The sequence below is a fragment of the Micromonospora sp. HB375 genome (genome assembly GCF_017872985.1).
GTDB classification, from domain to species: Bacteria; Actinomycetota; Actinomycetes; order Mycobacteriales; family Micromonosporaceae; genus Micromonospora; species Micromonospora chalcea.
Genome location: NZ_JAGGJO010000001.1, coordinates 198,722 through 224,340 on the forward strand (window position 1 = coordinate 198,722; position 25,619 = coordinate 224,340).

Sequence of the window (25,619 nt, forward strand, 5' to 3'; positions counted from 1 at the left end):
TCGCGGACGGGCCTCTCTTCCTGTCGGCGAAGCACCACACTCCTCGACCGACAGGAGGCTTCATGTCCCGACGTACCCCCCGGCTCTTCGCCACCGCGCTCGCGGCCGGCGTGCTGCTTCTCGGCGGTTGCGCCGAGAAGACCTCGACCGACACCCCCGCCGCCGGCGCCTCCGGCGGCGCGTTCCCGGCCACCGTCGGCAAGCTGACGCTGGAGAAGCGGCCCGAGAAGATCGTCTCGCTCTCGCCGACCTCCACCGAGATGCTCTTCGCCATCGGCGCCGGCAAGCAGGTCACCGCCGTCGACGACCAGTCGAACTACCCGGCCGACGCGCCCCGCACCGACCTGTCCGGCTACCAGCCGAACGCGGAGGCGGTCGCCTCCCGCAACCCCGACCTGGTGGTGATCTCGGACAACCTCAACAAGATCGCCGACCAGCTCGTCGCGCTGAAGATCCCGGTGCTGCAGATCCCCGCCGCGGCCACGCTCGACGACACGTACCGGCAGCTCACCGACCTGGGCACGCTCACCGGCCACCGGTCCGAGGCCGAGGCCGTGGTGCAGAAGATGAAGGACGACATCACCGCGCTGACCAAGGACCTGCCCAAGCGCACCGAGAAGCTGACCTACTTCCACGAGCTGGGTCCGGAGCTGTACACCGCGACCAGCAAGACGTTCATCGGCACCATCTACGCGCTCGCCGGGCTGGAGAACATCGCCGACCCGTCCGACGCCGACGGGAAGAACGGCGGCTACCCGCAGCTCTCCCAGGAGGTCATCGTCAAGGCGAACCCCGACTTCGTCTTCCTGTCCGACACCAAGTGCTGCAAGCAGAACGCCGACACGGTGAAGGCGCGCAGCGGGTGGGCCGGCATCAACGCGGTGAAGAACAACCAGATCGTGGAGCTGGACGACGACATCGCCTCGCGCTGGGGGCCGCGCGTGGTCGACCTTCTCAAGGTCATCGTCGACGCCACCGCCAAGGTCCCGGCCTGACAATGGCCCTACGACAGGCGGACTCCGCCCCGAACCCGGCCGGAACGCCTCGGGCGTCCCGGCCGGGCATCCGGCCGCTGTCCCGCCCCGGGCGGCGCGGGGCGCCCGGCGCGGGCGGCGCCCCGGTCCGGCCCGCCGGGCTACGCAAGCGCTGGCTGCTCGCCGGAGTCGTGGCCGTGCTCGTCGCGCTGGTGGCCGGCGTCTCACTCGGCCCGGTCAGCCTGCCGCCCGGCAGCGTCGCCGCCGAACTGCTCAACCTGCTACCCGGGGTACGCCTCGACAGCGGGCTCACCGAGCGGGAAATCGCGATCATCACCGAGCTGCGGCTGCCCCGGGTCGTGCTCGGCCTGCTCGTCGGCGCGCTCCTCGCCCTGGCCGGCGGCTGCTACCAGGGCGTCTTCCGCAACCCGCTGGCCGACCCGTACCTGCTCGGCGTGGCGGCCGGCGCCGGCTTCGCGGTCACCACGGCGATCGTGCTCGGCGCCGGAGCCGGCGGGGCGCTGACCGGGCTGCCGATCACCATCCCGCTCGCCGCGTTCGTCGGCTCGCTCGGCGCGGTCGTGCTGACGTACCTGCTCGGCGCGGCCGGCGGACGGGACCGGTCACCGGCCACGCTGATCCTGGCCGGGGTGGCGGTCTCGGCGTTCTTCGGCGCCGGGCAGACGTACCTGCTGCAACAGCACTCCGACAACATCCAGCAGGTCTACTCCTGGCTGCTCGGGCGGCTCGCCACCGCCGGCTGGCACGACGTGTGGCTGGTCCTGCCGTACTTCGTGCTCACCGCCGTGGTGGTGCTGCTGCACCGGCGTGAGCTGGACGTGCTCTCCGTCGGCGACGACGAGGCCACCGGTCTCGGCCTGCACCCGCAGCGCTCCCGCTACCTGCTGATCGCCGCCGCGTCGCTCGGTACCGCCGCAGCGGTCTCCGCGTCCGGGCTGATCGGCTTCGTCGGCATCATCGTGCCGCACACCATGCGGCTGCTCTTCGGCTCCAGCCACCGGATCATCCTGCCGCTGTCCATGCTGTTCGGCGGCGCGTTCCTCGCGCTCACCGACGTGGTCGCCCGTACCGCCGCCGCCCCCGCCGAGATCCCGATCGGCGTGGTCACCGCGCTGCTCGGCGGCCCGTTCTTCGTCCTCGTCCTGCGTACCGCCCGCCGGGTGGCGATGTGAACGCCCCCGCCGTGCGCGTGCACGACCTGCGGGTCGCCCTCGGCGGCAACCCGATCCTGGCCGGCGTCGACCTCACGGTCTCCGCCGGCGAGTGGGTCACCGTCATCGGACCCAACGGCGCCGGCAAGTCGACCCTGTTGCGCGCCGTCGGCGGCCTGCTGACCGGCCCGGGCGAGGTCGCACTCTTCGGTACGCCGATCGGCGCGCTCCGCCGCCGCGAACGGGCCCGGGTGGTGGCCACGGTGGCCCAGTCCCCGGTGGTGCCGGCCGGCATGTCGGTCTTCGACTACACGCTGCTCGGGCGTACCCCGTACATCCCGGCGCTGGGCCGCGAGTCCGCCGCCGACCTGGCCGCCGTGCACGAGGTGCTGGACCGGCTCGACCTCGGCCCGTTCGCGCACCGTGAGCTGGCCACGCTCTCCGGCGGCGAGCGGCAGCGCGTCTTCCTGGCCCGGGCGCTGGCCCAGGGAGCCACCCTGCTGCTGCTGGACGAGCCGACGAGCGCGCTGGACATCGGGCACCAGCAGGAGGTGCTGGAACTGGTCGACCAGCTCCGCCGCGAGCACGGCCTGACCGTGCTGGCCACCATGCACGACCTCTCCATCGCCGGCGAGTACGCCGACCGTCTGGTGCTGCTGGCCGACGGCCGGGTGGCCGCCGCCGGGCCGCCCGAGGACGTGCTCACCGAGGAGCTGCTGGCCCGCCACTACCGAGCCCACATCCGGGTGATCCCCGGCGACCACGGCCCCTTGGTGGTCCCCGTCCGCCCAACCTGACCCCACCCGCCCCGCCTTCGCGCGCCCGCCCTCTCGCGCCGTCGATCTTGCACTTCCGGCCCCGACAAAAGGTGCGAATGTAACGCCACGAGGGCCGCAACTGCAAGATCGGCGGACGGGGTGGCGGCTTTGCCGCTGAACAGCCCACCCTCAGGGAGCGCCGTCCCGAATCCTGAGCAGGTGTTCCGATTGCCGGGAGGGCAGATAGATCTTGGTACGAACAGGCCCTCCTGGGGGCCAACCCGTACCAAGATCTCGACCGGACCCGCCTCGCGCGCGGCGGAGGGGGTCAGCGGAGGGTGGAGATGGAGAAGAGGGCGCCGGACGGGTCGCGCAGGGCGGCGCTGCGGCCGGCCGGGTTGTCGCGCGGCGGGACCAGGACGGTGCCGCCCAGCTCGGCGGCCCGCGCGGCGGTGACGTCGGCGTCCTCCACCGCGAAGTAGACGGCCCAGTACGCGGGCAGGTCCTCCGGCATCGGCTCGGCCCGGGGCAGCATGCCGGCGACGATCCGGGCGCCGCAGCGCCACCCGGTGTACGGCACCGGCCCGGCGGGACGTTCCTCCGGGTGCCAGCCGAAGACCAGCGCGTAGAACTCCTTGGCGTTCTCCGGATCGGGGGTGACAAGCTCGTTCCAGCACATCGCGCCGGGTGCGTTGAACAGTTCGGCCCCGCGCATCGCCATCGGCTGCCAGACGCTGAACACCGCGCCCGCCGGGTCGGCGAGCACCGCCATCCGGCCCTGCGTGGCGACGTCGAACGGGGAGACCACCACCTGCCCACCGGCCGCCTCCACCCGGGTCGCGACCAGGTCGGCGTCGTCGGTGGCCACGTACATCGACCAGACCGGCACCTGGTCCGGCGTGGCCGGCGGGCCGGCCCCGGCGACGGCTTTGCCGTCCTTCTGGAAGACGGTGTAGCCGCCCGCTTCCGGCTCGGGGGAGATCTGCCCGGTCCAGCCGAACAGCTCGGGGTAGAACCGTCGCGCGTCCTCCAGCCCCGGCGTGGCCAGGTCGGTCCAGCAGGGTGTGCCGGGCTCGACGCCGTTCACGGTGACCCCTCTCGCCGGGGACGGTCCCGCTGACCCGCCCTGTCGGCATCGTGGCACCGCCGGGTCGGCCACCGGGCCGGAACCGGACAAAAGGTCAGGTGAAGCGGCGTCCCTCGTCCCGCCGGTACGCCCAGCCGGCGGCCGCGGCGAGCACCAGCACCCAGACTCCCAGCATCACCAGCGACAGGGTGCCGGGCCGGAAGTCGGTCACCGCCGCCCAGATCAGTTCCACCGCGCCCCGGGTCGGCAGGTAGGGGGCGATCGCCTTGATGAAGCCGGGCGCGTCGTCCGGCCCGGAGAGCAGGCCGCCGCCGAACGCCAGCGGGAAGAAGATCACCTGCGCCACCACGATCGCCGCCTTGCTCGGCAGCGCGTAGCCGATCGCCAGGCCGAGCAGCGTGAACGGCACCGAGATCACCGCTACCGCGCCGAGCCCGAGCAGGAACTGCAGCGCGCTGACCCGGGCCTCGGTGGCCGCCGCGGCGATCACCACCACCGGGATCATCGACACGTACGTCAGCACCAGCCCGGCCAGGATCCGCCCGGTGAGTCGTGGGGCCGGTCCGGTCGGCAGGGTCCGGGTGTACGGGTTCCAGGGCTGGTCGCGGTCCTCGGCGACACCCACGCCGTACTGGAAGATGTTGGCGCTCATCACTGCGAACGTCACCATGGCGGCGGTGGCGTAGGTGGCGCCGGTGGGGTCGTCGCCGGCGAACGGCACCACGAAGAAGAGCATCGCGGCCGCGGGGAAGAAGGCGCTGCCCACCACCGCCACCGGAATCCGGATGATCTCCAGGAGGTGGTAGCGGGCGTGGACGAGGGCGAGCGGCACGACTGTCTCCTAGGCGGGGGTGGGCGCGGGCCGGTCGCCGGCCGTGATGGCGAGGAACGCCTCCTCCAGCGAGGTGGGCCGGACCTCCAGGTCGCGGAACGCCACCCCGGCGGTGACCAGGTCGCGGACGAGCTGGTCGGCGTCGGTGGTGAGCAGGTGCACCCGCCCGTCGGCGCGTTCGGTGGCGACCACCCCGGGCAGCGTCGGCAGGTCGTCGGCGACCAGGCTGACCCGGCGTACGCCGACCATCCCGCGGATCGCCGTCACCGAGTCGTCGGCCAGCACCCGCCCGTGGCCGATCACCACGACGCGCTGCGCGAGCGCCTCCACCTCCTCCAGGTAGTGGCTGCTCAGCAGCACGGCGCCGCCGTCGGCGTGGAAGCCGCGGATCGCGTCCCAGAGCGCGTGCCGCGCCTCCACGTCGAGGCCGGTGGTCGGCTCGTCCAGCACCACCAGCCGGGGACGGCCGACGAACGCCAGCGCCACCGCCAGCCGGCGACGCTGGCCGCCGGAGAGGCCGCCGGTCTGCCGGCGTACCTGGTCGGCGAGGCCGAACCGGTCGAGCAGTTCGCCCCGGGGCACCGGGTCGGGGAAGTGCGCGGAGACGAAGTCGACCACCTCGCCGACCCGCAGCGTGCCGGGCAGGCCGGTCTCCTGCGGCGTGACGCCGAGCTGCCGCCGGCTCGCCGGGTCACGCGGGTCGCCGCCGCACAGCTCGACCCGGCCGCCGCTCGGGCGGCGCAGCCCGACCAGCAGGTTGATCAGGGTGCTCTTGCCGGCGCCGTTCGGGCCGAGCAGGCCGACCAGCTCCCCGGCCCGGACGGTCAGGTCGACCCGGTCCAGGGCCAGCACGTCGCCGTAGCGGCGACTGACCTGTTCGGCGCGGGCCAGGATCATCCGGGGCTCCTCGGGCGGCGGAAGGGTGCTCGTGCACTCCCTGTCTACCGTGCCGGGGCAACCGTCGCCGCCCCCTGTGGAACTGCGCACATCCCCTAGGCTGGTGGCGCCGTCGAGGACGGTGGAAGTTCCGACCGGACACTGGGGAGGGTCCGTGACCAGTCCGAGCAGGAATCTCGAGGTGCAGCCGGAGGCGTTGACGGCGTTCGCCGCCGCCTCCCGGGACCGGGCCGGCCAGTTCCGTGAGCTGCACCGACTGTTCCGCGACGGCCACGTGGCCCGGCACGCGTTCGGCGTGATGCCCGCGTCGTTCAGTCTCGCCGCCGCGTACGAGCAGCAGTTCGAGGCGTGCCTGGCAGGGCTGGAGGACGGCGCCGAGGTGATGGCGACGATCGCCGAAGGGCTCCGCGACACCGCCGAGGCGTACACCGGCACGGACGTGGCCAACACCGACATGTTCCAGCCGGGCGCCTGAGGGGGCGGGATGAGCACCGAGGCGCTGCAGCGCAACAAGACCTACTTCGAGCAGATCGTGTCGGGCACGCCCGACCCGTTCAAGCCGCTCTCGAACGCCGTGCTGTGGCCGTTCGAGCAGCTGCTGGAACTGGTCGCCGGCGAGCCGGACGATCTGATGCGGGCGGCCCAGCTCGCGCTGACCACCGGCGACGCGGTCCGGCGGATCGCCGGCGACCAGGTCGCCGACCGGGCCCGGCTGCGCGGCGCCTGGGACGGCGACGCGGCGGACAAGTTCCACGCCTCGATGGAGTCGATCGAGGAGGCGATGGAGGAACTGGCCAAGGGGCTGGACGGCACCAAGGAGGTGCTGGTCGACGCCGCCAATGCCGCTGTCGACGCGTTCAACCTGCTGGTCGAGCTGATCCTGGAGTTCCTGCTCTGGTTCCTGACCGAGGTCATCATCGCCGCGGTGGCGGCAGTGCTGAGCGCCGGGGTGAGCCTTGCCGCCACAGTGGTGCGGGTGCTGGCCCGGCTCGCCACCACCGTCGGCCGCATGGTCAAGATCGTGGCGCGGTTCGCGGAGATCCTCACGAAGCTCGCCACCAAGCTCCAGAAGGTCGCCGAGCTGCTCATGCGCTACCGCCAGGTGGTGCTGGAGCTCCGCAAGGCCAAGAAGGCGTACGGCGCGTTCAGTAAGGCCGGCTACACCAGGGAGGCGGTGCTGTTCAAGGCCAAACGCGCCGCCATCCTGTTCCCGGGCAAGTTCGCCATCAACCAGGCGTCACCGGTGAACATCCCCGGTATCGGCGGCGCCCTGCTCGACACCGGCATGGGGCTGCACGACATCTCCGACGGGCGCAAGGACCGCAACTACCTGGTGGACGGCACGTACCGCGAGGATCTCGGCCCGTACACAAAGGGCGTGCAGAACGTGTTCGACTCGATCGTGAACTGAGAGGCACCCATGACGTTCCCGGCCCTGGACCGGATCGAGGCGCTGGCCCGCAACCTGGACGGGTGGCAGCGCGAACTCGGCGCGCGGATGGCCGAGCTGGAGCAGAGCAGCGCCCAGGGGGTCAGCGACTCCGGCCTGGTCACCGTGGTGGCCGCCGCCGACGGCAAGATCCTCTCCACCGACATCAACGCGCGGGCCATGCGGTTCGACTCGTACACGCTGGCCGAGGAGATCACCGCCGCGGCGAACCGGGCGCAGGAGGCCGCCGCCGCCCGGGTACGCGAGATCGTCGGCGAGGTGATGGGCAACGCCCCGGCGGCGGAGCGCCGTACCGACGACGGCTACGGCGACGGCCGATACTGAGCCGATGGACGAGACCAGATACCGCGACCCGATCGCCCGGCTCGTCGAGCCCGGCGAGCGCGTGCTGGCCCACGCCAAGGCCGACGTCGGCCAGGGCCTCGCCCCGGCGCCGCCGCCCGAACCGGAGTCCACTACCGAGCCGGGTCGGCGGACGCTCGGCTCGGTGCTGCTGAACGTCCTCCTGCCGCTGGCCACCTGGGACCGCGGTGACCGGCTGGTCGACGCGATCGGCTGGGGGATCGCCGGCCGTGGCCAACCCGGCTCGGCCGCCTCCCGCCTGCACCGCGCGCTCCGCCCGGCCCGGCCCGACCTCCAGGTCCGGGAGACGCTGCTCGCGGTCACCGACCGGCGGCTGCTGGTCTGCCGTACCGGCGGGGTCAAGCTGCTGGCCGGGCGCGAGGCCGAGGAACGCGCGCTGGCCGAGACGTCGGTGGCGTGGTCGGCCGCGCGTGCGGAGGTCGCCTCGGCCCGGGTCGGGTGGCACCGGCTGAACCCGAAGCGGCTGCGGATCGACTTCAGCGACGGCTCCTGGCTGTCGTTCACCGTGCCGATCGCCGAGTCCGGCCGTCCGCTGCGCGAGGTCGCCGCCGCGTTGTCCGCCTGACGGATCCGCCCGCCCGGGCCGCGGCCGGGCCGCAGCCGCCCGCCCGCGTCAGGCCGTCAGCGGCGCGGGCAGCGGCTCGCGGTGCAGCACGGCCAGGCGGGAGACCGCCCGGGTCAGCACCACGTAGAGGCGGTGCAGCCCACGCGGCTCGGCGGCCACGATCGCGGCCGGCTCGACGACCACCACGTGGTCGTACTCCAGGCCCTTGACCAGCGTCGCCGGGACCACGGTTACCCGCGCCGCGGCCTCGACGTCGTCGGCCGTCGCGGTTGCGACGCCCGCGTCGGCGAGCGCCGCGCGCAGCCGGTCCACCGCGTCGTCCGCGGCGATCACACCGACCGAGCCGTCGTGCGCGAGCGCCGCCCGCACCTCGGCCACCGTCGCGGTCGTCAGGTCCTCGGCGGTACGCACATCCAGCGCGCCGTCGTGGCGAAGCGAGCGGGCCGGGGGTACGTCGACGGCGAGCGCCGGCAGCAGCCGGTTCGCGAACGCCACCACTGCCGCCGGCACCCGGAAGCCCACGCTCAGCGGCACCACAGCGGCGTCCGGCTTGCCCAGGTGGGCCAGGGACTCCCGCCAGTCGGTCGCGGCCCACGGCGCGGTGCCCTGGGCGAGGTCGCCGAGAAGCGTGATCGAGCCGTGCTCGCTGCGCCGGGCGATGGCGCGGCACTGCATCGGGGAGAGGTCCTGCGCCTCGTCCACCACCACGTGCCCGAAGCCGGCGGGCCGTTCCAGCAGCCCGGCCACCTCGTCGATGAGCACCGCGTCGGCGGCGGTCCACCGGGTCGCCTTCGCGGTGCGCGCGGGCTTGCCGGACCGGAACAGCTCCTGCTCCTCGGGCGTGAGCAGGCCGTCCGCGGCGGCGGCGAGCGCGTCGGCATCGGTACGCAGCCGGTGCAGCAGCCCGTCCGGGGTGAGCGCCGGCCAGACCGCGTCGAGCAGGTCGGTGACCGGCTTGATCCGGCTCATCCGCCGCAACCAGGCGTCGCTCGGCGACTCCGCCCGGCGCGCCTCCGCCTGGCGTTGCAGCAGCCCCACCACCCGCGCCCGGACCCGTTCCCGGCCGGTGGCGTAGGGCAGCCCTTCCTGGCGCGTCTCGGTGACCAGCCGGTGCAGCGGGTCGAGCCCGATCCGCCACCGGTACGAGCCGTCCGACACCATGATCGGCTCGGTGGGCGTACCGATGTGGGCCTCGACGGCCCGGCGCAGCACCTCGGCCATCCGGACGTCGTGCTTGAGCGCGGCGGCGGCCGGGTCGTCGACAGCGCGGACCGGGACCCGCGCGACCAGGTCCTCCACGGTGGCCTGCTCGACCTCGACCTCACCGAGCGCGGGGAGCACCGCCGCGATGTACGACAGGAACGCCCGGTTCGGCCCGACGATCAGCACTCCCGAGCGGCGCAGTCGTTCCCGGTGCAGGTAGAGCAGGTACGCGGCGCGGTGCAGCCCGACCGCCGTCTTCCCGGTGCCGGGCGCGCCCTGCACGCAGATCGAGTCGGCCAGGTCGGCCCGGACCAGTTCGTCCTGCTCCGGCTGGATGGTGGCGACGATGTCGCGCATCGGGCCGACGCGGGGGCGCTCGATCTCGGCGGTGAGGATGCGGCTGGCGGTGCCGAGTTCCTCGCCCCGGTCCAGGCGCTCGTCCTCGAAGCTGGTCAGCACGCCCGCGCTGAACCCGAACCGGCGGCGTACGGCGACGCCCTGCGGGTCACGCGCGCTGGCCCGGTAGAACGACCGGGACACCGGGGCCCGCCAGTCCAGCACCAGCGGCTCGCCCAGCTCGTCGGTGACGTGCCGCCGCCCGACGTGGTAGTCCCGCCCGGCGTGGTCCGGGTCCGTCTCCCCGAAGTCGAGGCGGCCGAAGAACAGCGGCGTGGTCGGGTCGTCGGCCAGCTCCTTGACCCGCCGGGCCATGTGCCGGCCGAGCTGCTCGGCGGTGTACGAGTCACCGGCCACCTTGTCGCCGGTGGCGAAGAGCGCCTCGGCGCGTTCCCGCATCCGTTTCAGCGCGGCTCGGGAGGCGTCGAGGTGGGCGCGCTCGGCGGCGAGTTCGGCGTCGAGGTCGGGCGTGGCGTCACGTTCGGGCGTGGTGTCAAGTTCGGTTGCGGGCACTGTGAACTCCGATGGCTCAACTGAGGCTCGCTCGCGTGTCCGGGGCGGTTGGCCTGCTCCCGGCGCGGGGACGTCCGCTGCGGTGCATGCTCACCGCGGCCGTCGGGCGGCCATCCACGCTACGGCCATCCAGCCGCCCGCACCACCGATTTTTCCTGCCGAGCGTGTCACTCGACCGACCCGGCTCTTAATAATATTCTTAAGTTCGGGGGTGAGAAGTGGAGTGGGAGATTCTGATGACCGGGCAGGTCGAGGACTTCCTCGATGAGCTCTACGCTGCCGACCGTGAGTCGCACCGCCTGGTGAACCAGGCAATCCTGGTGCTGGAACGCAACGGTCCCATCGAGGGGCGCCCGCTGGTCGACAGCATCACCGCATCTCGCCTCAGTAACCTCAAGGAGCTGCGGCCTCCCTCTGCCGGGCGCACCGAGATCAGGATTCTCTTCGTCTTCGACCCGTGGCGCTCCGCGGTTCTGCTGGTCGCCGGCGACAAGTCGGGGCAGTGGACGCGCTGGTACCGGGATGCCATTCCGGAGGCGGAGCAGCTCTACGACACCTACCTCAAGGAGCGGCAGGAGGAGATTCGATGAGCGGCGTCAAGCGGTGGCGTGACACCTCGCACCTGGGCCGGGCGGTGGAGACCGCCGGTGGTGTGCAGGCATTCGAGGCCGCGATCGGTGGCATGCTCGACGAGGCCCGCGGGTGGCGTCTCGCGGAGCTGCGCAAGCGGCGCGAGATGACTCAGGAGCAGGTCGCGTTGAGGATGGGTGTGTCGGTCGCGCGGGTGTCGCAGATCGAGGCGGGCAGTGTCGCGACCCAGGACGTGCTCGCGCGGTACATCGCCGCTCTCGGCGGCACGCTCAAGCTGATCGCCGATTTCGGCGACGAGCAGCTCAAGGTCGCCTGAGTCGACGGGCTCCACCCTGCGTGTCCAGGTGTCGGCGGCGCGGGATCATTGGGGCATGACCGAGGCACGGCCCGAGCAGCGCCGGGTGACGATCAGCGACCCGCAGGTGATGCGGGCGCTGGCTCACCCGGCCCGTATGGCGATCATGGAACATCTCGGCACGCTGGAGGGCGGTGCGACGGCCACCGAGTGCGCCGAGATCGCCGGGCTGTCGCCGAGCGCGACCAGCTACCACCTGCGTGAGCTGGCGAAGTTCGGGCTGATCCGGCAGGCGCCCGGCCGGGGGGACGCGCGGGAGCGGGTGTGGCAGGCGGTGAATCCGTCGTTCCACGTCGAGGTGGGGCCGGATGCCGAACCGGAGGCACGCGCCGCCGAGGCGGCCCTGGTCGAGGCGCACATGGTCCGCGACGCCCAGCGGGTCCGGGACTGGTTGCGCCGCGCGCCGGACGAGTCGCCGGAGTGGTACGCGGCGACCTGGTTCAGCGACAGCGTGCTGCTGGTGACCGCCGAGGAGTTGAGCGAGTTGAACCAGGCGATCCAGGCGCTGATGGAGCCGTACCGGCGGCGGCATCGGGCCGATCCACCCGCCGGGGTCCGTGCGGTGGCGGCGCAGTACCGGGCGATGCCCATCGACTGAGGGGTTGTGCGCACCAGGTGTGAAGGATTATTTTCGAAGTATGTCCTTCACACCTGGCCCCTCGTGCTGGCCGGACGTCTGGCTCGCGGCCACCGCGCGTGGCATCTCCAGTTGCGGGAACTTCCTGGTCACCAGCGCCCTCACGCTCGCGCTCCAGTCCGCCGGGGCCGGTGGGCTCGCCGTCTCCGGGCTGCTGCTCGCCGCGACGCTGCCGCTGGTCGCGCTCGCGCCGCTGACCGGTCGTCTCGCCGACCGGGTGGACAGCCGGGTGCTGCTGATCGCGACCGGGCTCGGTCAGGGGGCGACCTGCCTGGCGCTCGCCTACGCACCGGGTCCGGTGCTGGTGATCGCGCTGGTGGCACTTCTGGCCACCGGCCTCGCGGTCTCCCAGCCGGTGATCTCCGCGCTGGTGCCGGTGATGGTGCGGCCGGAGGACCTGCCCCGGGCCGGCGCGCTCAACCAGACCGCCGGCACACTCGGCGCGCTCGCCGGACCGGCGTTGGCCGGGCTCCTGGTCGGCCAGTTCGGCACCCGGGTACCGCTGCTCCTCGGCGCGCTCAGCTATCTCTCCCTGGTGGGGGCCGGGCTGCTCGTCCGTACCCGAAGGGGTGGCCGCCGGGTGACCGTCGGCGCCGCCGCGGCGGTCGCGCCCCCGTGGCGGTTCCGGCGCGACCCGCTGCTGACGGTGATGGTCGGCAGCGTGGCCGCGGTGATCGGCGCGGTCGGGGCGGTGAACGTGATCGAGGTCTTCTTCATCCGGGAGACGCTCGGCAGCAGCGCCACCGTGTACGGGCTGGTCACCGGCTCGTGGACGCTCGGCATCGTGCTCGGCGCGTGGCTGTTCGCCCGGGTCGCCCGCCGGCTCGCCGACGACGGCGCGCTGCTCGGCGCCGGGCTGGTGCTGCTCGGCGGATGCTGCCTGGCGGTGCTCGTGTCGGCGGCGGTGCCCTCGGCGTGGCTGCTCGTGCCGATCTGGTTGCTGGGCGGGGTCGGTAACGGCGGCGACAACGTCTTCAACAACCTCCTGCTGGCCCGGCGGGTGCCGGAGGCGGCCCGGGGCCGGGCGTTCGCGGTCTTCGGCGCGGCGGCACAGGGCGCCGCGATGGGCGGCTACCTGGTCGGGGGCCTGCTGCTGGAGGTGGCCGGCCCGCGCACGCTGATCGCCGGCTGCGGCGTGGCCGGCCTGCTGGTGGTGGCGGCGCTGGCCGGGCCGGTCCGCCGGGCGGTACGCGCCGAGCGCGCCGTCGTCCCCGCCGCAGCCGTGGCGGCGGAGGCCGCGTGAGCTGGTGTTAAGAAGGGCCCCTTCCGCTACCGGAGGCGTTAACAAGGGGCCCTTCCTTACCGCCGGGTGCGGGGTTCACCACTCCATCGGATCCCCCGGCGGCGGGGAAGAGGTCGCGGCGATACGGTCGGGTCATGGCCGATCGCATCGCCCGCCCTCGGGTGGGGCACATCCAGTTCCTCAACTGCCTGCCCATCTACTGGGGGCTGATGCGGTCCGGCGCGCTCATCGACGTCGACCTGCACAAGGACTCGCCGGACCGGCTCAGCGCCGACCTGGTCGCCGGTGACCTGGACATCGGCCCGATCACGCTCGTGGAGTTCCTCAAGCACGCCGACGACCTGCTGCTCCTGCCCGACCTGGCGGTCGGCAGCGACGGGCCGGTGCTCTCGGTGAACATGGTGTCCACCCGCCCGCTGGGCGAGCTGGACGGCGCCCGGGTCGCGCTCGGCTCGACGTCGCGTACCGGGGTGCTGCTGGCCCAGCTGCTGCTCGCCGAGCGGCACGGGGTGCGGCCGGAGTACTTCCGCTGCCCGCCGGACCTGACCCAGATGCTGCTGGAGGCCGACGCCGGGGTGCTGATCGGCGACGTGGCGCTGCGCGCGCTGTACGAGGCGCCCGCCAAGGGCCTCGAGGTGACCGACCTGGGTCAGGCGTGGCACGACTGGACCGGGCTGCCGATGGTCTTCGCCGTCTGGGCGGTACGCCGTGACTTCGCCGCCGCCCACCCCGGCCTGGTCAAGGAGGTGCACGAGGCGTTCCTGCGCTCGCGTGACCTGTGCCTGGCCGAGCTGGACCAGGTGGCGGAGGCGGCGGCCCGCTGGGAGACGTTCGACGCGGACACGCTCGCCACGTACTTCCGGACGCTGGACTTCTCGCTCGGTGAGCGGCAGGTGGCCGGGCTGCGCGAGTTCGCCCGCCGGGCGGCCGCGTACGGGGAGGTGCCGGCGCTGCCGGCCGACGGTCCGGAGTTCTTCCAGGGCTGAGCGTGCGGCCCGGCTGCCGACCCCGCGGTCGGCGGCCGGGCGGATCAGGTCGCCGGTCGCAGCAGCGCCTTGGTGATCCGTTCGCAGGCGTCCATGCCGTACTCCCAGCCGCCCTCGACACCGAACGGGCTGCGGACCATCACGCCCATCGTCCACGTGTCGCCGATGGCGAGGCAGTTGACGTGGTACTCCTTTTCCTTGTCCCGGTCGATCCACCCGTTCTTGATGGCGATCTTCTTCTGCTGGGCGGCCGGGAACGCCTTGCGGATGCCGAAGTCACCGGGGGCGCGTACCTGGCGCATCTCGTTGAGCAGCCACTTGGTCCACTTCGGCCCCGCCGCGCGGCCGTCGTCGATGCAGAGGCCGAGCCGGGCGGTGTCCCGGGGGGACAGCTCGGTGCGGCTCCAGCCGCCGTCGTCGGCGACCGCGCTGTCGGTGAGCTTGCAGATCGAGATGAGCCGCTCGATCGAGTCGGAACCGCCCACGCTCTCGTAGAACTCCTGGGCGCGGGTGTTGTCGCTGTCGCGAATGATCTTCGTGGCGTCGGCCAGCTTCGCCTCGCTCGGCGTCCTGCCGTCCTCGGCGCGCAGGCGCAGGTAGTCGGCCACCACCCAGGACTTGATCAGCGAAGCGGTAGTGCTGGTCTCGTCCATGTTCGCCGAGCCGATGATCTTTCCGGTGCGCTTGTCCAGCACGGACCAGGCGTACCAGCCCTTGATCTTCAAGCTGTCCAGGTTCTTCTCCTGGAACGGCAGCGGGGTGAGCGCCGGTGAGGGGGCGACGCGCGGCGCGTTGCGGTCGACCGGTTGCCGGGCGGACCGCTCGTTGGTCGGCTCGGGATGCGAGCTCGCGGTGGCCTCCAGCGGCGAGCCGGGGATCACCCGCAGGGAGAGGCCGAGCAGTCCGAGGAGAACCACTGCCAGGGCGCTGAACGCCAGCGGGCGGCGATGGCTGCCGGGTCGACGCCGGGCGCCGGCCATCAGAGCTTCCCGGCCGGCTGTTGCGGCACCTTGAGCGCGGCGCCGGGCTGCGGCGTCACGAGCTGGGTGGCGACGCTGGCGCACATCTTCGCGCCGTACGACAGGCCGGCCCTGGCCGGGTAGCGCATCATGACCGAGAGACTCCACTTGTCGGTGAACGCCAAGCAGCTGACGTGCCAGTTGCCGTCGTAGGCGAGCCGCGTCCAGCCGTTCTTCATGTGCACCGGGCCCTGCGCCTTGATCGTCGCGGGCAGGCCGTCGATGATGCCCCACCGGCCGCCGCCGGAGCGCTCCTCCTGCTGCTTGACGCTGCCGGCCACCTTGGTCATCTCGCTGAGCAGCCACTTCGTCCACTTGGGCCCGGCCGCGCGGCCGTCGGCGATGCAGTCGCCGAGGCGGACCGCGTCCCGGGGGGACATCTCGGTGAAGCTCCACCAGCCCTCGTAGTCGGGCACGTCGCCGGGCCTGGTGTCGGTCAGGCCGCAGATCCGGATCGCGCGCGCGATGACCGGGTCCGGCTTGCCGCCCGGCTGCGGCTTGTAGGAGCCGCCAGCCGCCCGGTAGACCCGGTTGGCGCCGTCGTCGTCGCTGTCCCGGATCGCCAGGATCGCCGCCTTCTTCAGGTCGTCGCTCGGCTCCTTCTCGCCGAGCTGGCGCAGGTAGTCCGCGACGATCCAGGCTTTGAGCATCGACTCGGTGGAGCTGGTCTGGTTCATGTTCTTCGCGCCGGTGACGGTGCCCGTCTCGCGGTCCATCAGTGCCCAGGAGAAGAACTCGCCCTCGAACTTCACCGAGACCGGCGCGTCGGCGAGCGTCGGCGGTGCGGGGGCGGTCGGGCTCGGCGCCGGGACCTGTCCACCGCCGCCGATGCCGCCCTCGCCGCTGCCGCCGGCGAACTTGGCGTACGCGGCGGGCACCAGCATGACGCCACCGACGAGGACCGCCACGATGGCGAGCACCATGGTCACGCGAGGTCGCATGAGTGGTGAACTCCAGATGTATGGCCGGGGGGACCGGCGCTTCCGCAGGTTTCGCTCCGGTCGCCACAAGGCCGGGGGACGTTGGCCTGAACGGTGACGATCTTGGAGCCGAACGGCTTGCCGGGGGAAGTCTACTTCCGGACTGTCGATATGCCAGGTCTCGACACCCGCCGACTTGGTGGGAAGGGCGGGTTATTGACGTGCTTTGCCAGCCTTGGGAGGTTTCACCTTCATTGAGTGATCGACATCACAGTCACTCTCCGATTGCTGGCGATGACGGCAGGCGCTTGTCCGGTCGTGGAAGGCGGCTCGCGAATGCTGTTACACCCTCTGGTGTCAATCGTGCCGAGCTGTAACACTAGCTACATGTATGGCAATGACTTCGCTCCGCCGGAGGACGCTCCGGGCGGCGGCCTGCTCGGCGAAGTGGAGGCCGCGGAGGCGGCGCTGCGCGAAGCGGCGGCGCGGGCGCGGCGCGGCGGTCCGGCGCCGGACGAGGACGTCGAGGCGTACTTCGCCGACGTCATCGACGCGGACCAGAAGATCGAGCCCCGCGACTGGATGCCCGAGGCGTACCGCAGGACGCTGATCCGGCAGATCGCGCAGCACGCGCACTCCGAGATCATCGGCATGCAGCCGGAGGGCAACTGGATCAGCCGGGCGCCGTCGCTCAAGCGCAAGGCGATCCTGCTGGCGAAGGTGCAGGACGAGGCCGGCCACGGCCTCTACCTCTACGCGGCGGCCGAGACGCTCGGGATCAGCCGCGACGAGCTGGTGGACCTGTTGCTCGACGGGCGGCAGAAGTACAGCTCGATCTTCAACTACCCGACGCTGACCTGGGCCGACGTGGGCGTGATCGGCTGGCTCGTGGACGGCGCGGCGATCGTCAACCAGGTGCCGCTGTGCCGCTGCTCCTACGGCCCGTACGCCCGGGCGATGATCCGGGTCTGCAAGGAGGAGTCGTTCCACCAGCGGCAGGGCTACGAGATCCTGCACACGCTGGCGCACGGCACCGAAGCGCAGAAGGCGATGGCTCAGGACGCGGTGGACCGCTGGTGGTACCCGTCACTTGCCATGTTCGGCCCGCCGGACGGCGACTCGACGCACAGCGCCCAGTCGATGGCCTGGAAGATCAAGCGCTTCTCCAACGACGAGCTGCGCCAGCGTTTCGTCGACATGTGCGTCGGCCAGGCGGAGGTGCTCGGCCTCACCCTGCCCGACCCGGACCTGCGCTGGAACGACGAGCGCCAGGCGTACGACTACACCCAGCCCGACTACGACGAGCTGATGCGGGTCATCAAGGGCAACGGGCCGTGCAACAGGGAGCGCATGGCGCACCGGCGCAAGGCGCACGCCGACGGCGCGTGGGTACGGGAGGCCGCCGCGGCGTACGCCGCGAAGCGGTCAGATCGAAAGGAGCCGGTGGCGGCATGAGCGAACGCACCGAGCGCAGCGAGGGCCGTGAGGGCATGCCCAGCGGGCACGGCATGAGCAGCTCGTCCTCTCCCCTCTGGGAGGTCTTCGTGCGGGCCCGCCGTGGCCTGTCGCACACCCACGTCGGCAGCCTGCACGCCCCCGACGCCGAGCTGGCCCTGCGCAACGCCCGGGACCTCTACACCCGCCGCCAGGAGGGCGTATCCATCTGGGTGGTGCCGGCGAGCGCGATCACCGCGTCCAGCCCGGACGAGAAGGACTCGTTCTTCGACCCGGCCGCCGACAAGGTCTACCGGCACCCCACCTTCTACGAGGTCCCCGAAGGGGCGGCGCACCTATGAGCCGGTTCGACTTCACGCTCGCCATCGGCGACGACGCGCTCATCGCGGCGCAGCGCCTCGGTGAGTGGACCTCCCGCGCGCCGGAGATGGAAGAGGACATCGCGCTCGCGAACATCGCCCTCGACCAGCTCGGCGCGGCGCGGCTGCTGCTCACGTACGCGGGCGAGCTGGAGGGCGCCGGCCGCGACGAGGACGACCTGGCCTACCTGCGCGACGACCGCGAGTTCCGCAACTGCCTGCTGGTCGAGCTGCCCAACGGCGACTTCGGCGTGACCATGGCGAAGCTGTTCTTCCTGGCCGCGTACCAGGTGCCGCTCTACACGGCGCTGGCCGGCTGCGCGGACGAACGGCTCGCGGCGGTCGGCGCGAAGGCGCGCAAGGAGTCGGCGTACCACCTGGACCACGCGGCGCTGTGGGTGAAGCGGCTCGGCGACGGCACGGAGGAGTCGCACCGACGCATGCAGGACGCGGTCGACGAGGTGTGGCCGTACGTCCACGAGCTGTTCAACCCGGATCCGACGGCGCCGGTCGACCCGTCCACCCTTCGGGCCGGCTTCGACGCCACCGTGTCCGCCGTGCTGGACGAGGCGACGCTCACCCGCCCGGAGACGGGCTGGACGCCCGGTGGTGGCCGGGACGGCCTGCACACCGAGCACCTCTCGTACCTGCTCGCCGAGATGCAGGTGCTGCACCGCGCCCACCCCGGAGCGAGCTGGTGACAAGCGCGAGGGACGCCGCGGCGGCGGTGGTGGACCCGGAGATCCGGGTCATCACCATCGACGAGTTGGGCATCCTGCGCGCCGTCGACGAGGAGCCCGGCACCGGCCGCGTCGTCGTCACGATCACCCCCACCTACACCGGCTGCCCGGCCATGGACGTGATCCGGGCGGACATCCGCCGGGCGTTGGCCGCTGCCGGGCATCCGGACGCCGAGGTCCGCACGGTCTACCACCCGGCGTGGAGCACCGACTGGATCTCCGACGCCGGGCGGGCCAAGCTCGCCGCCGCCGGCATCGCCCCGCCCGCGCCGCGCGGCGACGACACGGTGGTGCCGCTGACGCTGGCCGTACGCTGCCCGCGCTGCGGGTCGCCGGAGACCACTCAGATCAGCCGTTTCGGCTCGACCGCGTGCAAGGCGCTGTGGCGCTGCCGCTCCTGTTCCGAACCCTTCGACCACCTGAAGGCGCTGTGACTGTCACCATCACGCGGCCGGTTCGCCGCCGGCCGGTCTTCCACCCGCTGCCCGTGGCCGCCGTGGACCGGCTCACCGACGACTCGGTGTCGATCACGTTCGCGGTGCCGGAGGAGCTGCGCGAGACGTTCGCGTTCTCCGCCGGGCAGCACCTCACGGTCCGCCGTCCGGCCGACGCCGACGGCGGGGAGGTGCGGCGGTCGTACTCGATCTGCTCCACCCCCGACGAGCTGGCCCGGCGCGGCCGGTTGCGGGTCGGGGTGCGTGAGGTGCCGGGCGGGGCGTTCTCCGCGTACGCCTGCGGCGCGCTGCGTGGCGGCGACACCGTCGAGGTGCTGCCGCCGCTGGGCCACTTCACCTCCGCGTTCACTCCGGACCGGGTCCGCCGGTACGGCGCGGTGGTCGCCGGTTCCGGCATCACCCCGGTCCTCGGGCTGGCCGCGACCGCGCTGGCGACCGAGCCGCGCAGCACGTTCACGCTGGTGTACGGCAACCGCACGGCGAACTCGGTGATGTTCGCCGAGGAGCTGGCGGACCTGAAGGACCGCTATCCGACCCGGCTGCACCTGGTGCACGTGCTGTCCCGGGAGATGGGCGAGTCGGCGCTGCTGTCGGGGCGGATCGACGCCGACCGGCTGACCCGGCTGCTCGACACCGTCGTGCCGGGGGACGAGATCGAGGAGTGGTTCCTCTGCGGCCCGTACGGGATGGTGGTGGACGCCAAGGCGGTGCTGGCCGGTCGCGGCGTGCCGGACGCGGCGGTGCACACCGAGCTGTTCCACGTCGACGCCCCGCCGGAGCCGGTCCGGCGTGAGGTCGAGCGGCCCGGCGCGGGCACCGACGTGACGATCGTGCTGGACGGGCGCTCGTCCAGTTTCACGATGGGCCGGGACGAGCGGGTGCTGGACGCGGCGCTGCGGGTGCGCGGCGAGCTGCCGTACGCCTGCAAGGGCGGGGTGTGCTCGACCTGCCGGGCCAAGGTGACGTCCGGCGAGGTGACGATGGCGCGCAACTACGCGCTGGAGCCGGACGAGGTGGCCGCCGGTTACGTACTGACCTGTCAGTCGAGTCCGGTAACCGACGAGCTGACCGTCGACTACGACGCCTAGCGGCGCCGCCGCTCAGATCACCACGGGCGGTGCCGTGGCGGCGCGGCCACGGGCCCGGCTGACGTGGCCGCGCCACCCGCCGACGAGCGCGAACAGGGTCCATCCCGCCGCGCCGAACACGAGCATGCCCCGCTTTCCGTCCGGGTCCACGTCCCGCGCGTCGGTCAGTTCCACCTCACCACGCGGGTCGACGAGCACAGTCAGCCGCTGGCCCACCCGGTAGCCGGGGGAACTGCCCCGGTAGACCAGCGGCTCGTCCAGCCGGCCGGCGTCGCCCTGGAGGGCGAACTCGTGCCGCTTGCCGGCCGTCTGCACGTCGGTGATGGTCACCTGCTGGGCGACGCCGCGCTCCCGGAGCACCGACTCGGGGGCGAGCTGGACGGCGCCCACCAGCACGAACAGGGCCGGCAGCACCGACAGGAGGGTCAGCCACCAGCCCCGGTGCAGCAGGCGCAGGCCGACCGCGAAGGCGAGGCAGCCGACCAGGCCGACGGAGATCGGCACCGCGATCGGGAGTCCCACGGTGAGGTGGCCGACCGCCGCGGTCACGACGATCACGGCGAGGCCGAAGCCGACGAGCACGGCGGTCATCGTGAGGGACCAGAGGGCGGAGCGGGCGCCGGCCACGCGTACGGGGGTGGGCGGGGGCGATACGACTGACACGCCGAGAGCGTAGACGGGCGACGCCAGCGCTCCGCTTCCCGCGGTGGCGCTTCGGGTCGACCACCATCCGTGACGGGTAGAACGTTACGTTCTACACTTGCCTGATGGAGCAGATCGCCGTCCGGGAGCTGAACCAGCACACCAGCCGGGTGCTGGCGCGGGTGCGCGCCGGTGAGACGGTCGAGGTGACCGATCGGGGTGAGCCGATCGCCCGCCTGGTCCCGGTGCTGGCCGGCGACGCGCTTCTCGGCCGGTTGGTGGCCGAGGGCCGGGCCACGGCCCCGACCACGACCGGCCCGGTCCCGATGCCGCCGGTGCTCGGGGATCCCACGGTGGACGCCGCGGCCGCGCTGGTCGAGGCACGCGACGAGGAGCGTTGGTGATCTACCTCGACTCGGCGGCGGTCATCAAGATGCTGCGGCGGGAGGCGGAGACGCCGGATCTGCTCGGCTGGCTGAACGAGCGCGCCGGCACCGCGCTGGTGTCGTCGGCTCTCGTCGAGGTGGAGGTGCCGCGGGCGTTGCGTCGTGCCGCTCCACAGGCGCTGGTGGGTGTCCCCTCGGTGCTGGGACGTCTCTACCGGGTCGAGATCGACGCCACGGTCCGTGCGACGGCGGGCGCGTATCCGGAGCCGATGCTGCGCAGCCTGGACGCCGTCCACCTCGCCACCGCCGAGGTCCTGGCCCGGCAGGCGGCGGCCGAGTTCGTCGCGTTCGTCACGTACGACAAGCGGCTGCTGGAGGCGGCCAGGGCGATCGGGCTGCCGGTGGCCAGTCCGGGGATGCCCTGACCGGGTGGGTCTCTCGTCACCGGGTGAGGAGTGGCGTTTCCCGCCGTCGGGCCCGCGACGTACGCTCGGGAGTGTGACGGCGAACCGGGAGATCGACGACATCCTGCAACGCGGCGCGGACGGCGGGCGCATCACGCCCGAGGAGGCGCTGCTGCTCTACACCGACGCGCCCTTCCACGCGCTGGGCGAGGCGGCCGACGCGGTACGGCGGCGCCGCTACCCGGACAACATCGTCACGTACCTGATCGACCGCAACATCAACTACACGAACGTCTGCGTGACGGCGTGCAAGTTCTGCGCGTTCTACCGGGCCCCCAAGCACAAGGAGGGCTGGACCCACCCGACCGAGGAGATCCTGCGCCGCTGCGGCGAGGCGGTCGAGTTGGGCGCCACCCAGGTCATGCTCCAGGGCGGCCACCACCCGGACTACGGCGTGGAGTACTACGAGGAGCTGTTCTCCTCGGTCAAGAAGGCGTACCCGCAGCTCGCGATCCACTCGATCGGCCCGAGCGAGATCCTGCACATGGCGAAGGTCTCCGGCGTGAGCCTGGACGAGGCCATCGCCCGGATCAAGGCCGCCGGCCTGGACTCGATCGCCGGCGCCGGCGCCGAGATGCTGCCGGACCGGCCGCGCAAGGCGATCGCGCCGCTGAAGGAGTCCGGCGCCCGCTGGCTGGAGGTCATGGAGCTGGCCCACCGGCAGGGCCTGGAGTCGACCGCCACCATGATGATGGGCACCGGCGAGACCAACGCCGAGCGCATCGAGCACCTGCGGATGATCCGCGACGTGCAGGACCGCACCGGCGGCTTCCGGGCCTTCATCCCGTGGACGTACCAGCCGGAGAACAACCACCTGAAGGGCCGCACCCAGGCGACCACGCTGGAATACCTGCGGCTGGTCGCGGTGGCCCGGCTGTTCTTCGAGACGGTGCCGCACCTGCAGGCGTCCTGGCTGACCACCGGTAAGGACGTCGGGCAGCTCGCGCTGCACATGGGCGTGGACGACCTCGGCTCGATCATGTTGGAGGAGAACGTCATCTCCTCCGCCGGGGCCCGGCACCGCTCCAACCTGCACGAGCTGATCGGCATGATCCGGTCGGCCGACCGGATCCCCGCCCAGCGGGACACGCTCTACAACCGGCTCGCGGTGCACCACACGCCCGCCGACGACCCGAGCGACGACCGCGTGGTCTCGCACTTCTCGTCAATCGCTCTGCCCGGCGGCGGGGCCGGGAAGTCGCTGCCGCTGGTCGAGGTCAACTGACCTCGTTCCCCCGTTCGGCCGGTCGGCTCCCGTCGTGCGGCCGGAGCTCCGCCCGTTTCCGGTGAAGCTTCCGCCAGGGGTCTTCACCTGCGTGATCACCGGCGGCTAGCCTGCCCGCGCGACACCACCGATCCGGGCCGCGAGCAGGCAGGTAACAGGTCGGCGGCGACCCGGGTGAGCACCGCCCGGCAAGCCGGCGACGCCATTACGCTGGCGGCGTCCGTCGGGACCGTCGTCCTCCATCGGCCCATGAGGGCCGTTCACATAACGCACCGCGGCAGGGGCGGGATGGGTGACCATCCCGCCCCTGCCGTCTGTCGAATCGATGGGAATTCCCACCGTACGACGCTGGCGCGGCGATGCGTCGCTCCGGTACCGTCCCTTCGTTCCGTGCGTTGATCGGCACGTCCCTACCCCCGGGGGAACCATGACCTTCCGCTACCGGTCCACGCTGGCGCGCGCCGGCGTGGTGGCCCTGCTCTCCACCGCCGGCCTCGGCGCGGTCGCCGGCCCGGCGTACGCCGCCGACAAGGCCGACCTCCAGCTCATCCCGCTCAGCTACCAGCTCGCCAAGGGCGTCAGCGAAGCCAAGGCCAAGCCGTTCAAGTTCCAGGTGAACAACGCCGCCGGGACCGTCGACGCGAAGGGCGTCCGGGTCACCGTCGAGACGAAGGACCTCAAGCCCGGCAAGGTCGGCGTGCTGGCGCCGAAGGGCTGCGACATCCGCGGCACCGCCTTCTCCTGCCTGCTGGGCGACGTGCCCGCCGGGACCACCGAGGACTTCGGCATCCCGCTGTTCTCCACCGGCGGCAAGGGCGGGGCGGGCACGCTGACGGTGTCGATCAGCGCGGCCAACGGCGCCGGCGTGCTGGACACGGTCGAGCACGACATCACCGTCACCGACCCCGGCTACGACCTCACCACCTGGGTCCAGGACGTGTACGCCGACGTGGTCGTCGACGGCGACGACGCCGGTGAGGCGAACCTGCGCCCGGTCCGGCCGGGCCAGACCGCGCCGCTGGACTGGGCCGTGTTCAACGACGGAAGCGAGAACGCCACGGGCGTCGCGTACGGCATCACGCTGCCGGCCGGTGTCACCTTCGCCGAGCTGCCCGAGGGCTGCGTCGAGCAGAACCTGGGCGGCTTCGCCAACGCGTACTGCGAGGACCTGGGCGCGGTGCTCAAGCCCGGCCAGTACTACACCGCCGACGTGCAGGTGAAGGTCGGCGCGGACGTGACCGAGAAGCTGCTCCGGCCGGGCTTCGTCTGGGCCGCCGGGCTGGAGGCGGCCTCCGGCACGCCGGAGGAGCAGCCGAAGGCCGCCACCTCGGCGCAGCGTCGCGCGTTCTCCGAGGCCGACGACGGCGACAACACCGCCCAGTTCGACGTCTTCGTCGACCAGAGCCCGCAGTCGACCCCGAGCCCGACGCCGAGCGCTGAGCCGACCTCGACGCCGACCGCCCAGCCGACCCCGACCGGCAGCGTGACCGCGGTGCCGACGCCGACCTCCGGTGGTGGCGCGGGTGGCGGCACCGGCGGCGGTGGCCTGCCGGTGACCGGTATGCAGGTCGGCCTGATCGGCGGGATCGGCGCTGCGGTGGTCGCCGCCGGTGTGGCGCTGATGATGCTGTCCCGGCGCCGCAAGGTGGTGCTCGTCACGCCGGGCGAGGAGCGCACCGAGGACTGACACCGTCACCGTGGACACGGAGAGGGCGGGGTGGGCGACCACCCCGCCCTCTCGCGTACCCGGGGCGGGGCGGAAGGGGCGCGGCTGGCAGAGTGGAGGGGTGAGCCGTACCCCGCAGGGCCAGCGCGCCAGCCTGGACAAGCAGCCGCACGAGGTAGCCGCGATGTTCGACGGTGTCGCGGCCCGCTACGACCTGACCAACACCGTGCTCTCCTTCGGGCAGGACCGGTCCTGGCGGCGGGCCACCCGGGCGGCGCTCGGGTTGGCGCCGGGCGAGCGGGTGCTCGACGTGGGCGCCGGCACCGGCGTCTCGACCGAGGAGCTGGCCCATTCCGGGGCGTACGCGGTCGGCGCCGACCTGTCGCTGGGCATGCTGTACGCGGGCAAGCGCACCCGCCCGTCGGTGCCGCTGCTGGCCGGGGACGCGCTCCGGCTGCCGTTCGCCGACGCCAGCTTCGACGCGGTGACCATCTCCTTCGCGTTGCGCAACGTCAACGACACCGACGCGGCGTTGCGCGAGCTGGCCCGGGTGACCCGGCCGGGCGGGCGGCTGGTGGTCTGCGAGTTCAGCACCCCGGTCAACCCGGCGTTCCGCACCGTCTACCTGTCGTACCTGATGCGGTCGTTGCCGGCCGTGGCGCGCGCGGTGTCCAGCAACCCCGACGCCTACGTCTATCTGGCGGAGTCGATCCGGGCCTGGCCGGACCAGCCGGCGCTGGCCGCGCGGATCGGCGCGGCAGGCTGGGGCCGGGTGGCGTGGCGCAACCTGACCGGGGGCGTGGTGGCCCTGCACCGGGCCGTCCGAAACTGACCGGCCGACCAGGCGTTAGCCGGTCATTTCGTGAATATCCGGTTCTGGTCTACTTTGTCCCCGTAGGCTCGCCTGCATGACGGGACCAGACCAGGCCGCCACCGACGACGACGCCGCCGAGCTGATCGCCCAGCTCCGCGAGTTGGCCGGCGCGGATCCCGCTGATGTCCGGCAGGTCGTCGCCGAGGTGCTGGCGGCGCTCGACCGTGCGGCAGGTGGCGCGTTGCGTGACCACCTGCCCGAGGCGATCCGGCTCGACGCCGGGCTCGGACCGGCCGCGCCGGCTCGCCCCTGACCGGTTTCGGCCCGCCTACCGGCCCGTTTCCGCGAAGTTAGGCCCCCCTCA

General features: G+C 72.5%; 30 protein-coding genes. 23 read left to right on the forward strand and 7 right to left on the reverse strand.

Features of this window, described 5'->3' with window-relative positions:
- Positions 1 to 62 precede the first annotated feature (62 nt).
- The 3 genes from J3R08_RS01030 to J3R08_RS01040 are packed head-to-tail and all read left to right on the forward strand — an operon-like array spanning position 63 to position 2,943.
- On the forward strand, positions 63 to 995 hold the full coding sequence (locus J3R08_RS01030; protein ID WP_043327365.1) for an ABC transporter substrate-binding protein: 933 nt from the start codon (positions 63 to 65) through the stop codon (positions 993 to 995).
- 2 nt (positions 996 to 997) lie between these two features.
- A complete protein-coding gene (locus J3R08_RS01035) occupies positions 998 to 2,167 on the forward strand; it encodes an iron ABC transporter permease (RefSeq protein ID WP_043327364.1) in 1,170 nt (389 codons plus the stop codon).
- The gene (locus tag J3R08_RS01040) at positions 2,164 to 2,943 is read left to right on the forward strand and encodes an ABC transporter ATP-binding protein (RefSeq protein WP_209959658.1); all 780 of its coding nucleotides are present in this window, start codon (positions 2,164 to 2,166) and stop codon (positions 2,941 to 2,943) included. Before J3R08_RS01035 ends, J3R08_RS01040 begins: the two co-directional genes overlap by 4 nt.
- A 289-nt stretch (positions 2,944 to 3,232) precedes the next feature.
- Here J3R08_RS01040 and J3R08_RS01045 read toward each other — a convergent pair whose 3' ends face one another.
- From J3R08_RS01045 to J3R08_RS01055, 3 genes are all read right to left on the reverse strand, one after another.
- Positions 3,233 to 3,991, reverse strand: coding sequence for a VOC family protein (locus J3R08_RS01045; RefSeq protein ID WP_043327360.1), 759 nt, complete (start codon positions 3,989 to 3,991; stop codon positions 3,233 to 3,235).
- A 94-nt stretch (positions 3,992 to 4,085) separates the two neighbouring features.
- On the reverse strand, positions 4,086 to 4,823 hold the full coding sequence (locus J3R08_RS01050) for an ABC transporter permease (protein WP_209959660.1): 738 nt from the start codon (positions 4,821 to 4,823) through the stop codon (positions 4,086 to 4,088).
- Positions 4,824 to 4,832: 9 nt separating this feature from the next.
- Complete coding sequence (locus tag J3R08_RS01055; RefSeq protein WP_064448419.1) at positions 4,833 to 5,720, reverse strand: ABC transporter ATP-binding protein; 888 nt, start codon at positions 5,718 to 5,720, stop codon at positions 4,833 to 4,835.
- Between the two features lie 154 nt (positions 5,721 to 5,874).
- Between J3R08_RS01055 and J3R08_RS01060 the strand changes: the two genes are divergently transcribed.
- The 4 genes from J3R08_RS01060 to J3R08_RS01075 are packed head-to-tail and all read left to right on the forward strand — an operon-like array spanning position 5,875 to position 8,098.
- Positions 5,875 to 6,195, forward strand: coding sequence for a type VII secretion target (locus J3R08_RS01060; RefSeq protein WP_043327353.1), 321 nt, complete (start codon positions 5,875 to 5,877; stop codon positions 6,193 to 6,195).
- 9 nt (positions 6,196 to 6,204) lie between these two features.
- On the forward strand, positions 6,205 to 7,131 hold the full coding sequence (locus tag J3R08_RS01065; RefSeq protein WP_043327351.1) for a WXG100 family type VII secretion target: 927 nt from the start codon (positions 6,205 to 6,207) through the stop codon (positions 7,129 to 7,131).
- Positions 7,132 to 7,140: 9 nt separating this feature from the next.
- Positions 7,141 to 7,494 carry a YbaB/EbfC family nucleoid-associated protein gene (locus J3R08_RS01070; RefSeq protein WP_043327350.1) on the forward strand — a complete coding sequence of 118 codons (354 nt, stop codon included), beginning with the start codon at positions 7,141 to 7,143 and terminating at the stop codon, positions 7,492 to 7,494.
- A gap of 4 nt (positions 7,495 to 7,498) precedes the next feature.
- Positions 7,499 to 8,098: a hypothetical protein gene (locus J3R08_RS01075; RefSeq protein ID WP_209959662.1), complete on the forward strand. Its 600-nt coding sequence runs from the start codon at positions 7,499 to 7,501 to the stop codon at positions 8,096 to 8,098.
- A 48-nt stretch (positions 8,099 to 8,146) separates the two neighbouring features.
- On the opposite strand, the gene J3R08_RS01080 is transcribed toward J3R08_RS01075, so the two are convergent.
- Entirely contained in the window at positions 8,147 to 10,210 is a 2,064-nt protein-coding gene (locus J3R08_RS01080; protein ID WP_209959665.1) for an AAA family ATPase, read from the reverse strand.
- A 236-nt stretch (positions 10,211 to 10,446) separates the two neighbouring features.
- Here J3R08_RS01080 and J3R08_RS01085 point away from each other — a divergent pair, with 236 nt between their 5' ends.
- From J3R08_RS01085 to J3R08_RS01105, 5 genes are all read left to right on the forward strand, one after another.
- The gene (locus tag J3R08_RS01085) at positions 10,447 to 10,800 is read left to right on the forward strand and encodes a type II toxin-antitoxin system RelE/ParE family toxin (RefSeq protein WP_043330725.1); all 354 of its coding nucleotides are present in this window, start codon (positions 10,447 to 10,449) and stop codon (positions 10,798 to 10,800) included.
- Positions 10,797 to 11,117: a helix-turn-helix transcriptional regulator gene (locus J3R08_RS01090; RefSeq protein WP_043327344.1), complete on the forward strand. Its 321-nt coding sequence runs from the start codon at positions 10,797 to 10,799 to the stop codon at positions 11,115 to 11,117. Before J3R08_RS01085 ends, J3R08_RS01090 begins: the two co-directional genes overlap by 4 nt.
- Positions 11,118 to 11,172: 55 nt before the next feature.
- Positions 11,173 to 11,754 carry a helix-turn-helix transcriptional regulator gene (locus tag J3R08_RS01095; protein ID WP_043327342.1) on the forward strand — a complete coding sequence of 194 codons (582 nt, stop codon included), beginning with the start codon at positions 11,173 to 11,175 and terminating at the stop codon, positions 11,752 to 11,754.
- Between the two features lie 40 nt (positions 11,755 to 11,794).
- On the forward strand, positions 11,795 to 13,036 hold the full coding sequence (locus J3R08_RS01100) for an MFS transporter (protein ID WP_209959667.1): 1,242 nt from the start codon (positions 11,795 to 11,797) through the stop codon (positions 13,034 to 13,036).
- Between the two features lie 134 nt (positions 13,037 to 13,170).
- Complete coding sequence (locus tag J3R08_RS01105; RefSeq protein ID WP_209959669.1) at positions 13,171 to 14,022, forward strand: menaquinone biosynthetic enzyme MqnA/MqnD family protein; 852 nt, start codon at positions 13,171 to 13,173, stop codon at positions 14,020 to 14,022.
- Between the two features lie 44 nt (positions 14,023 to 14,066).
- Here the strand turns inward: J3R08_RS01105 and J3R08_RS01110 are convergent, their stop codons facing one another.
- Positions 14,067 to 15,002 carry a hypothetical protein gene (locus tag J3R08_RS01110; protein WP_043327337.1) on the reverse strand — a complete coding sequence of 312 codons (936 nt, stop codon included), beginning with the start codon at positions 15,000 to 15,002 and terminating at the stop codon, positions 14,067 to 14,069.
- The gene (locus tag J3R08_RS01115) at positions 15,002 to 15,982 is read right to left on the reverse strand and encodes a hypothetical protein (protein ID WP_064448424.1); all 981 of its coding nucleotides are present in this window, start codon (positions 15,980 to 15,982) and stop codon (positions 15,002 to 15,004) included. The genes J3R08_RS01110 and J3R08_RS01115 overlap by 1 nt, the downstream gene beginning before the upstream one ends.
- A gap of 366 nt (positions 15,983 to 16,348) precedes the next feature.
- Here J3R08_RS01115 and paaA point away from each other — a divergent pair, with 366 nt between their 5' ends.
- From paaA to paaE, 5 genes are read left to right on the forward strand one after another with little or no spacing between them, the layout of a single operon-like run.
- Positions 16,349 to 17,416, forward strand: a complete 1,068-nt coding sequence (paaA, locus tag J3R08_RS01120; RefSeq protein WP_209959671.1) for a 1,2-phenylacetyl-CoA epoxidase subunit PaaA — start codon at positions 16,349 to 16,351, stop codon at positions 17,414 to 17,416.
- Positions 17,413 to 17,757 (forward strand): 1,2-phenylacetyl-CoA epoxidase subunit PaaB, encoded by a 345-nt coding sequence (gene paaB / locus J3R08_RS01125; RefSeq protein ID WP_370446776.1) that lies wholly within the window; start codon positions 17,413 to 17,415, stop codon positions 17,755 to 17,757. The genes paaA and paaB overlap by 4 nt, the downstream gene beginning before the upstream one ends.
- Positions 17,754 to 18,476, forward strand: a complete 723-nt coding sequence (gene paaC / locus J3R08_RS01130; protein ID WP_209959673.1) for a 1,2-phenylacetyl-CoA epoxidase subunit PaaC — start codon at positions 17,754 to 17,756, stop codon at positions 18,474 to 18,476. Before paaB ends, paaC begins: the two co-directional genes overlap by 4 nt.
- Positions 18,473 to 18,949, forward strand: a complete 477-nt coding sequence (gene paaD / locus J3R08_RS01135) for a 1,2-phenylacetyl-CoA epoxidase subunit PaaD (RefSeq protein ID WP_043327327.1) — start codon at positions 18,473 to 18,475, stop codon at positions 18,947 to 18,949. Before paaC ends, paaD begins: the two co-directional genes overlap by 4 nt.
- Positions 18,946 to 20,058, forward strand: coding sequence for a 1,2-phenylacetyl-CoA epoxidase subunit PaaE (gene paaE, locus J3R08_RS01140; protein ID WP_209959675.1), 1,113 nt, complete (start codon positions 18,946 to 18,948; stop codon positions 20,056 to 20,058). Before paaD ends, paaE begins: the two co-directional genes overlap by 4 nt.
- Before the next feature lie 12 nt (positions 20,059 to 20,070).
- Here the strand turns inward: paaE and J3R08_RS01145 are convergent, their stop codons facing one another.
- Positions 20,071 to 20,721 (reverse strand): hypothetical protein, encoded by a 651-nt coding sequence (locus J3R08_RS01145; protein ID WP_233514599.1) that lies wholly within the window; start codon positions 20,719 to 20,721, stop codon positions 20,071 to 20,073.
- Positions 20,722 to 20,825: 104 nt separating this feature from the next.
- Between J3R08_RS01145 and J3R08_RS01150 the strand changes: the two genes are divergently transcribed.
- The 6 genes from J3R08_RS01150 to J3R08_RS01175 all read left to right on the forward strand — a co-directional run bounded on the left by J3R08_RS01150 (position 20,826) and on the right by J3R08_RS01175 (position 25,568).
- Positions 20,826 to 21,104, forward strand: a complete 279-nt coding sequence (locus tag J3R08_RS01150; RefSeq protein ID WP_013283593.1) for a type II toxin-antitoxin system Phd/YefM family antitoxin — start codon at positions 20,826 to 20,828, stop codon at positions 21,102 to 21,104.
- Positions 21,101 to 21,511: a type II toxin-antitoxin system VapC family toxin gene (locus tag J3R08_RS01155; protein WP_043327321.1), complete on the forward strand. Its 411-nt coding sequence runs from the start codon at positions 21,101 to 21,103 to the stop codon at positions 21,509 to 21,511. The genes J3R08_RS01150 and J3R08_RS01155 overlap by 4 nt, the downstream gene beginning before the upstream one ends.
- Before the next feature lie 73 nt (positions 21,512 to 21,584).
- Positions 21,585 to 22,775, forward strand: coding sequence for a cyclic dehypoxanthinyl futalosine synthase (mqnC, locus tag J3R08_RS01160; protein WP_030500766.1), 1,191 nt, complete (start codon positions 21,585 to 21,587; stop codon positions 22,773 to 22,775).
- 427 nt (positions 22,776 to 23,202) lie between these two features.
- Positions 23,203 to 24,462 (forward strand): cell wall anchor protein, encoded by a 1,260-nt coding sequence (locus J3R08_RS01165; protein WP_209959677.1) that lies wholly within the window; start codon positions 23,203 to 23,205, stop codon positions 24,460 to 24,462.
- 100 nt (positions 24,463 to 24,562) lie between these two features.
- Complete coding sequence (locus J3R08_RS01170; protein ID WP_064448431.1) at positions 24,563 to 25,273, forward strand: demethylmenaquinone methyltransferase; 711 nt, start codon at positions 24,563 to 24,565, stop codon at positions 25,271 to 25,273.
- A gap of 76 nt (positions 25,274 to 25,349) precedes the next feature.
- Positions 25,350 to 25,568 (forward strand): hypothetical protein, encoded by a 219-nt coding sequence (locus tag J3R08_RS01175; RefSeq protein WP_030500769.1) that lies wholly within the window; start codon positions 25,350 to 25,352, stop codon positions 25,566 to 25,568.
- Positions 25,569 to 25,619 lie beyond the last annotated feature (51 nt).

Coding starts and splice junctions, on each gene's coding strand:
- paaB (WP_370446776.1), top strand. CDS start 17,413: ATGAGCGAACGCACCGAGCGCAGCGAGGGCCGTGAGGGCATGCCCAGC.
- paaC (WP_209959673.1), top strand. CDS start 17,754: ATGAGCCGGTTCGACTTCACGCTCGCCATCGGCGACGACGCGCTCATC.
- J3R08_RS01090 (WP_043327344.1), top strand. CDS start 10,797: ATGAGCGGCGTCAAGCGGTGGCGTGACACCTCGCACCTGGGCCGGGCG.
- J3R08_RS01075 (WP_209959662.1), top strand. CDS start 7,499: ATGGACGAGACCAGATACCGCGACCCGATCGCCCGGCTCGTCGAGCCC.
- J3R08_RS01065 (WP_043327351.1), top strand. CDS start 6,205: ATGAGCACCGAGGCGCTGCAGCGCAACAAGACCTACTTCGAGCAGATC.
- J3R08_RS01035 (WP_043327364.1), top strand. CDS start 998: ATGGCCCTACGACAGGCGGACTCCGCCCCGAACCCGGCCGGAACGCCT.
- J3R08_RS01150 (WP_013283593.1), top strand. CDS start 20,826: ATGGAGCAGATCGCCGTCCGGGAGCTGAACCAGCACACCAGCCGGGTG.
- J3R08_RS01105 (WP_209959669.1), top strand. CDS start 13,171: ATGGCCGATCGCATCGCCCGCCCTCGGGTGGGGCACATCCAGTTCCTC.
- J3R08_RS01095 (WP_043327342.1), top strand. CDS start 11,173: ATGACCGAGGCACGGCCCGAGCAGCGCCGGGTGACGATCAGCGACCCG.
- J3R08_RS01165 (WP_209959677.1), top strand. CDS start 23,203: ATGACCTTCCGCTACCGGTCCACGCTGGCGCGCGCCGGCGTGGTGGCC.
- J3R08_RS01110 (WP_043327337.1), bottom strand. CDS start 15,002: ATGGCCGGCGCCCGGCGTCGACCCGGCAGCCATCGCCGCCCGCTGGCG.
- J3R08_RS01070 (WP_043327350.1), top strand. CDS start 7,141: ATGACGTTCCCGGCCCTGGACCGGATCGAGGCGCTGGCCCGCAACCTG.
- J3R08_RS01030 (WP_043327365.1), top strand. CDS start 63: ATGTCCCGACGTACCCCCCGGCTCTTCGCCACCGCGCTCGCGGCCGGC.
- J3R08_RS01115 (WP_064448424.1), bottom strand. CDS start 15,982: ATGCGACCTCGCGTGACCATGGTGCTCGCCATCGTGGCGGTCCTCGTC.
- J3R08_RS01085 (WP_043330725.1), top strand. CDS start 10,447: ATGACCGGGCAGGTCGAGGACTTCCTCGATGAGCTCTACGCTGCCGAC.
- J3R08_RS01175 (WP_030500769.1), top strand. CDS start 25,350: ATGACGGGACCAGACCAGGCCGCCACCGACGACGACGCCGCCGAGCTG.
- J3R08_RS01100 (WP_209959667.1), top strand. CDS start 11,795: ATGTCCTTCACACCTGGCCCCTCGTGCTGGCCGGACGTCTGGCTCGCG.
- J3R08_RS01055 (WP_064448419.1), bottom strand. CDS start 5,720: ATGATCCTGGCCCGCGCCGAACAGGTCAGTCGCCGCTACGGCGACGTG.
- paaA (WP_209959671.1), top strand. CDS start 16,349: ATGTATGGCAATGACTTCGCTCCGCCGGAGGACGCTCCGGGCGGCGGC.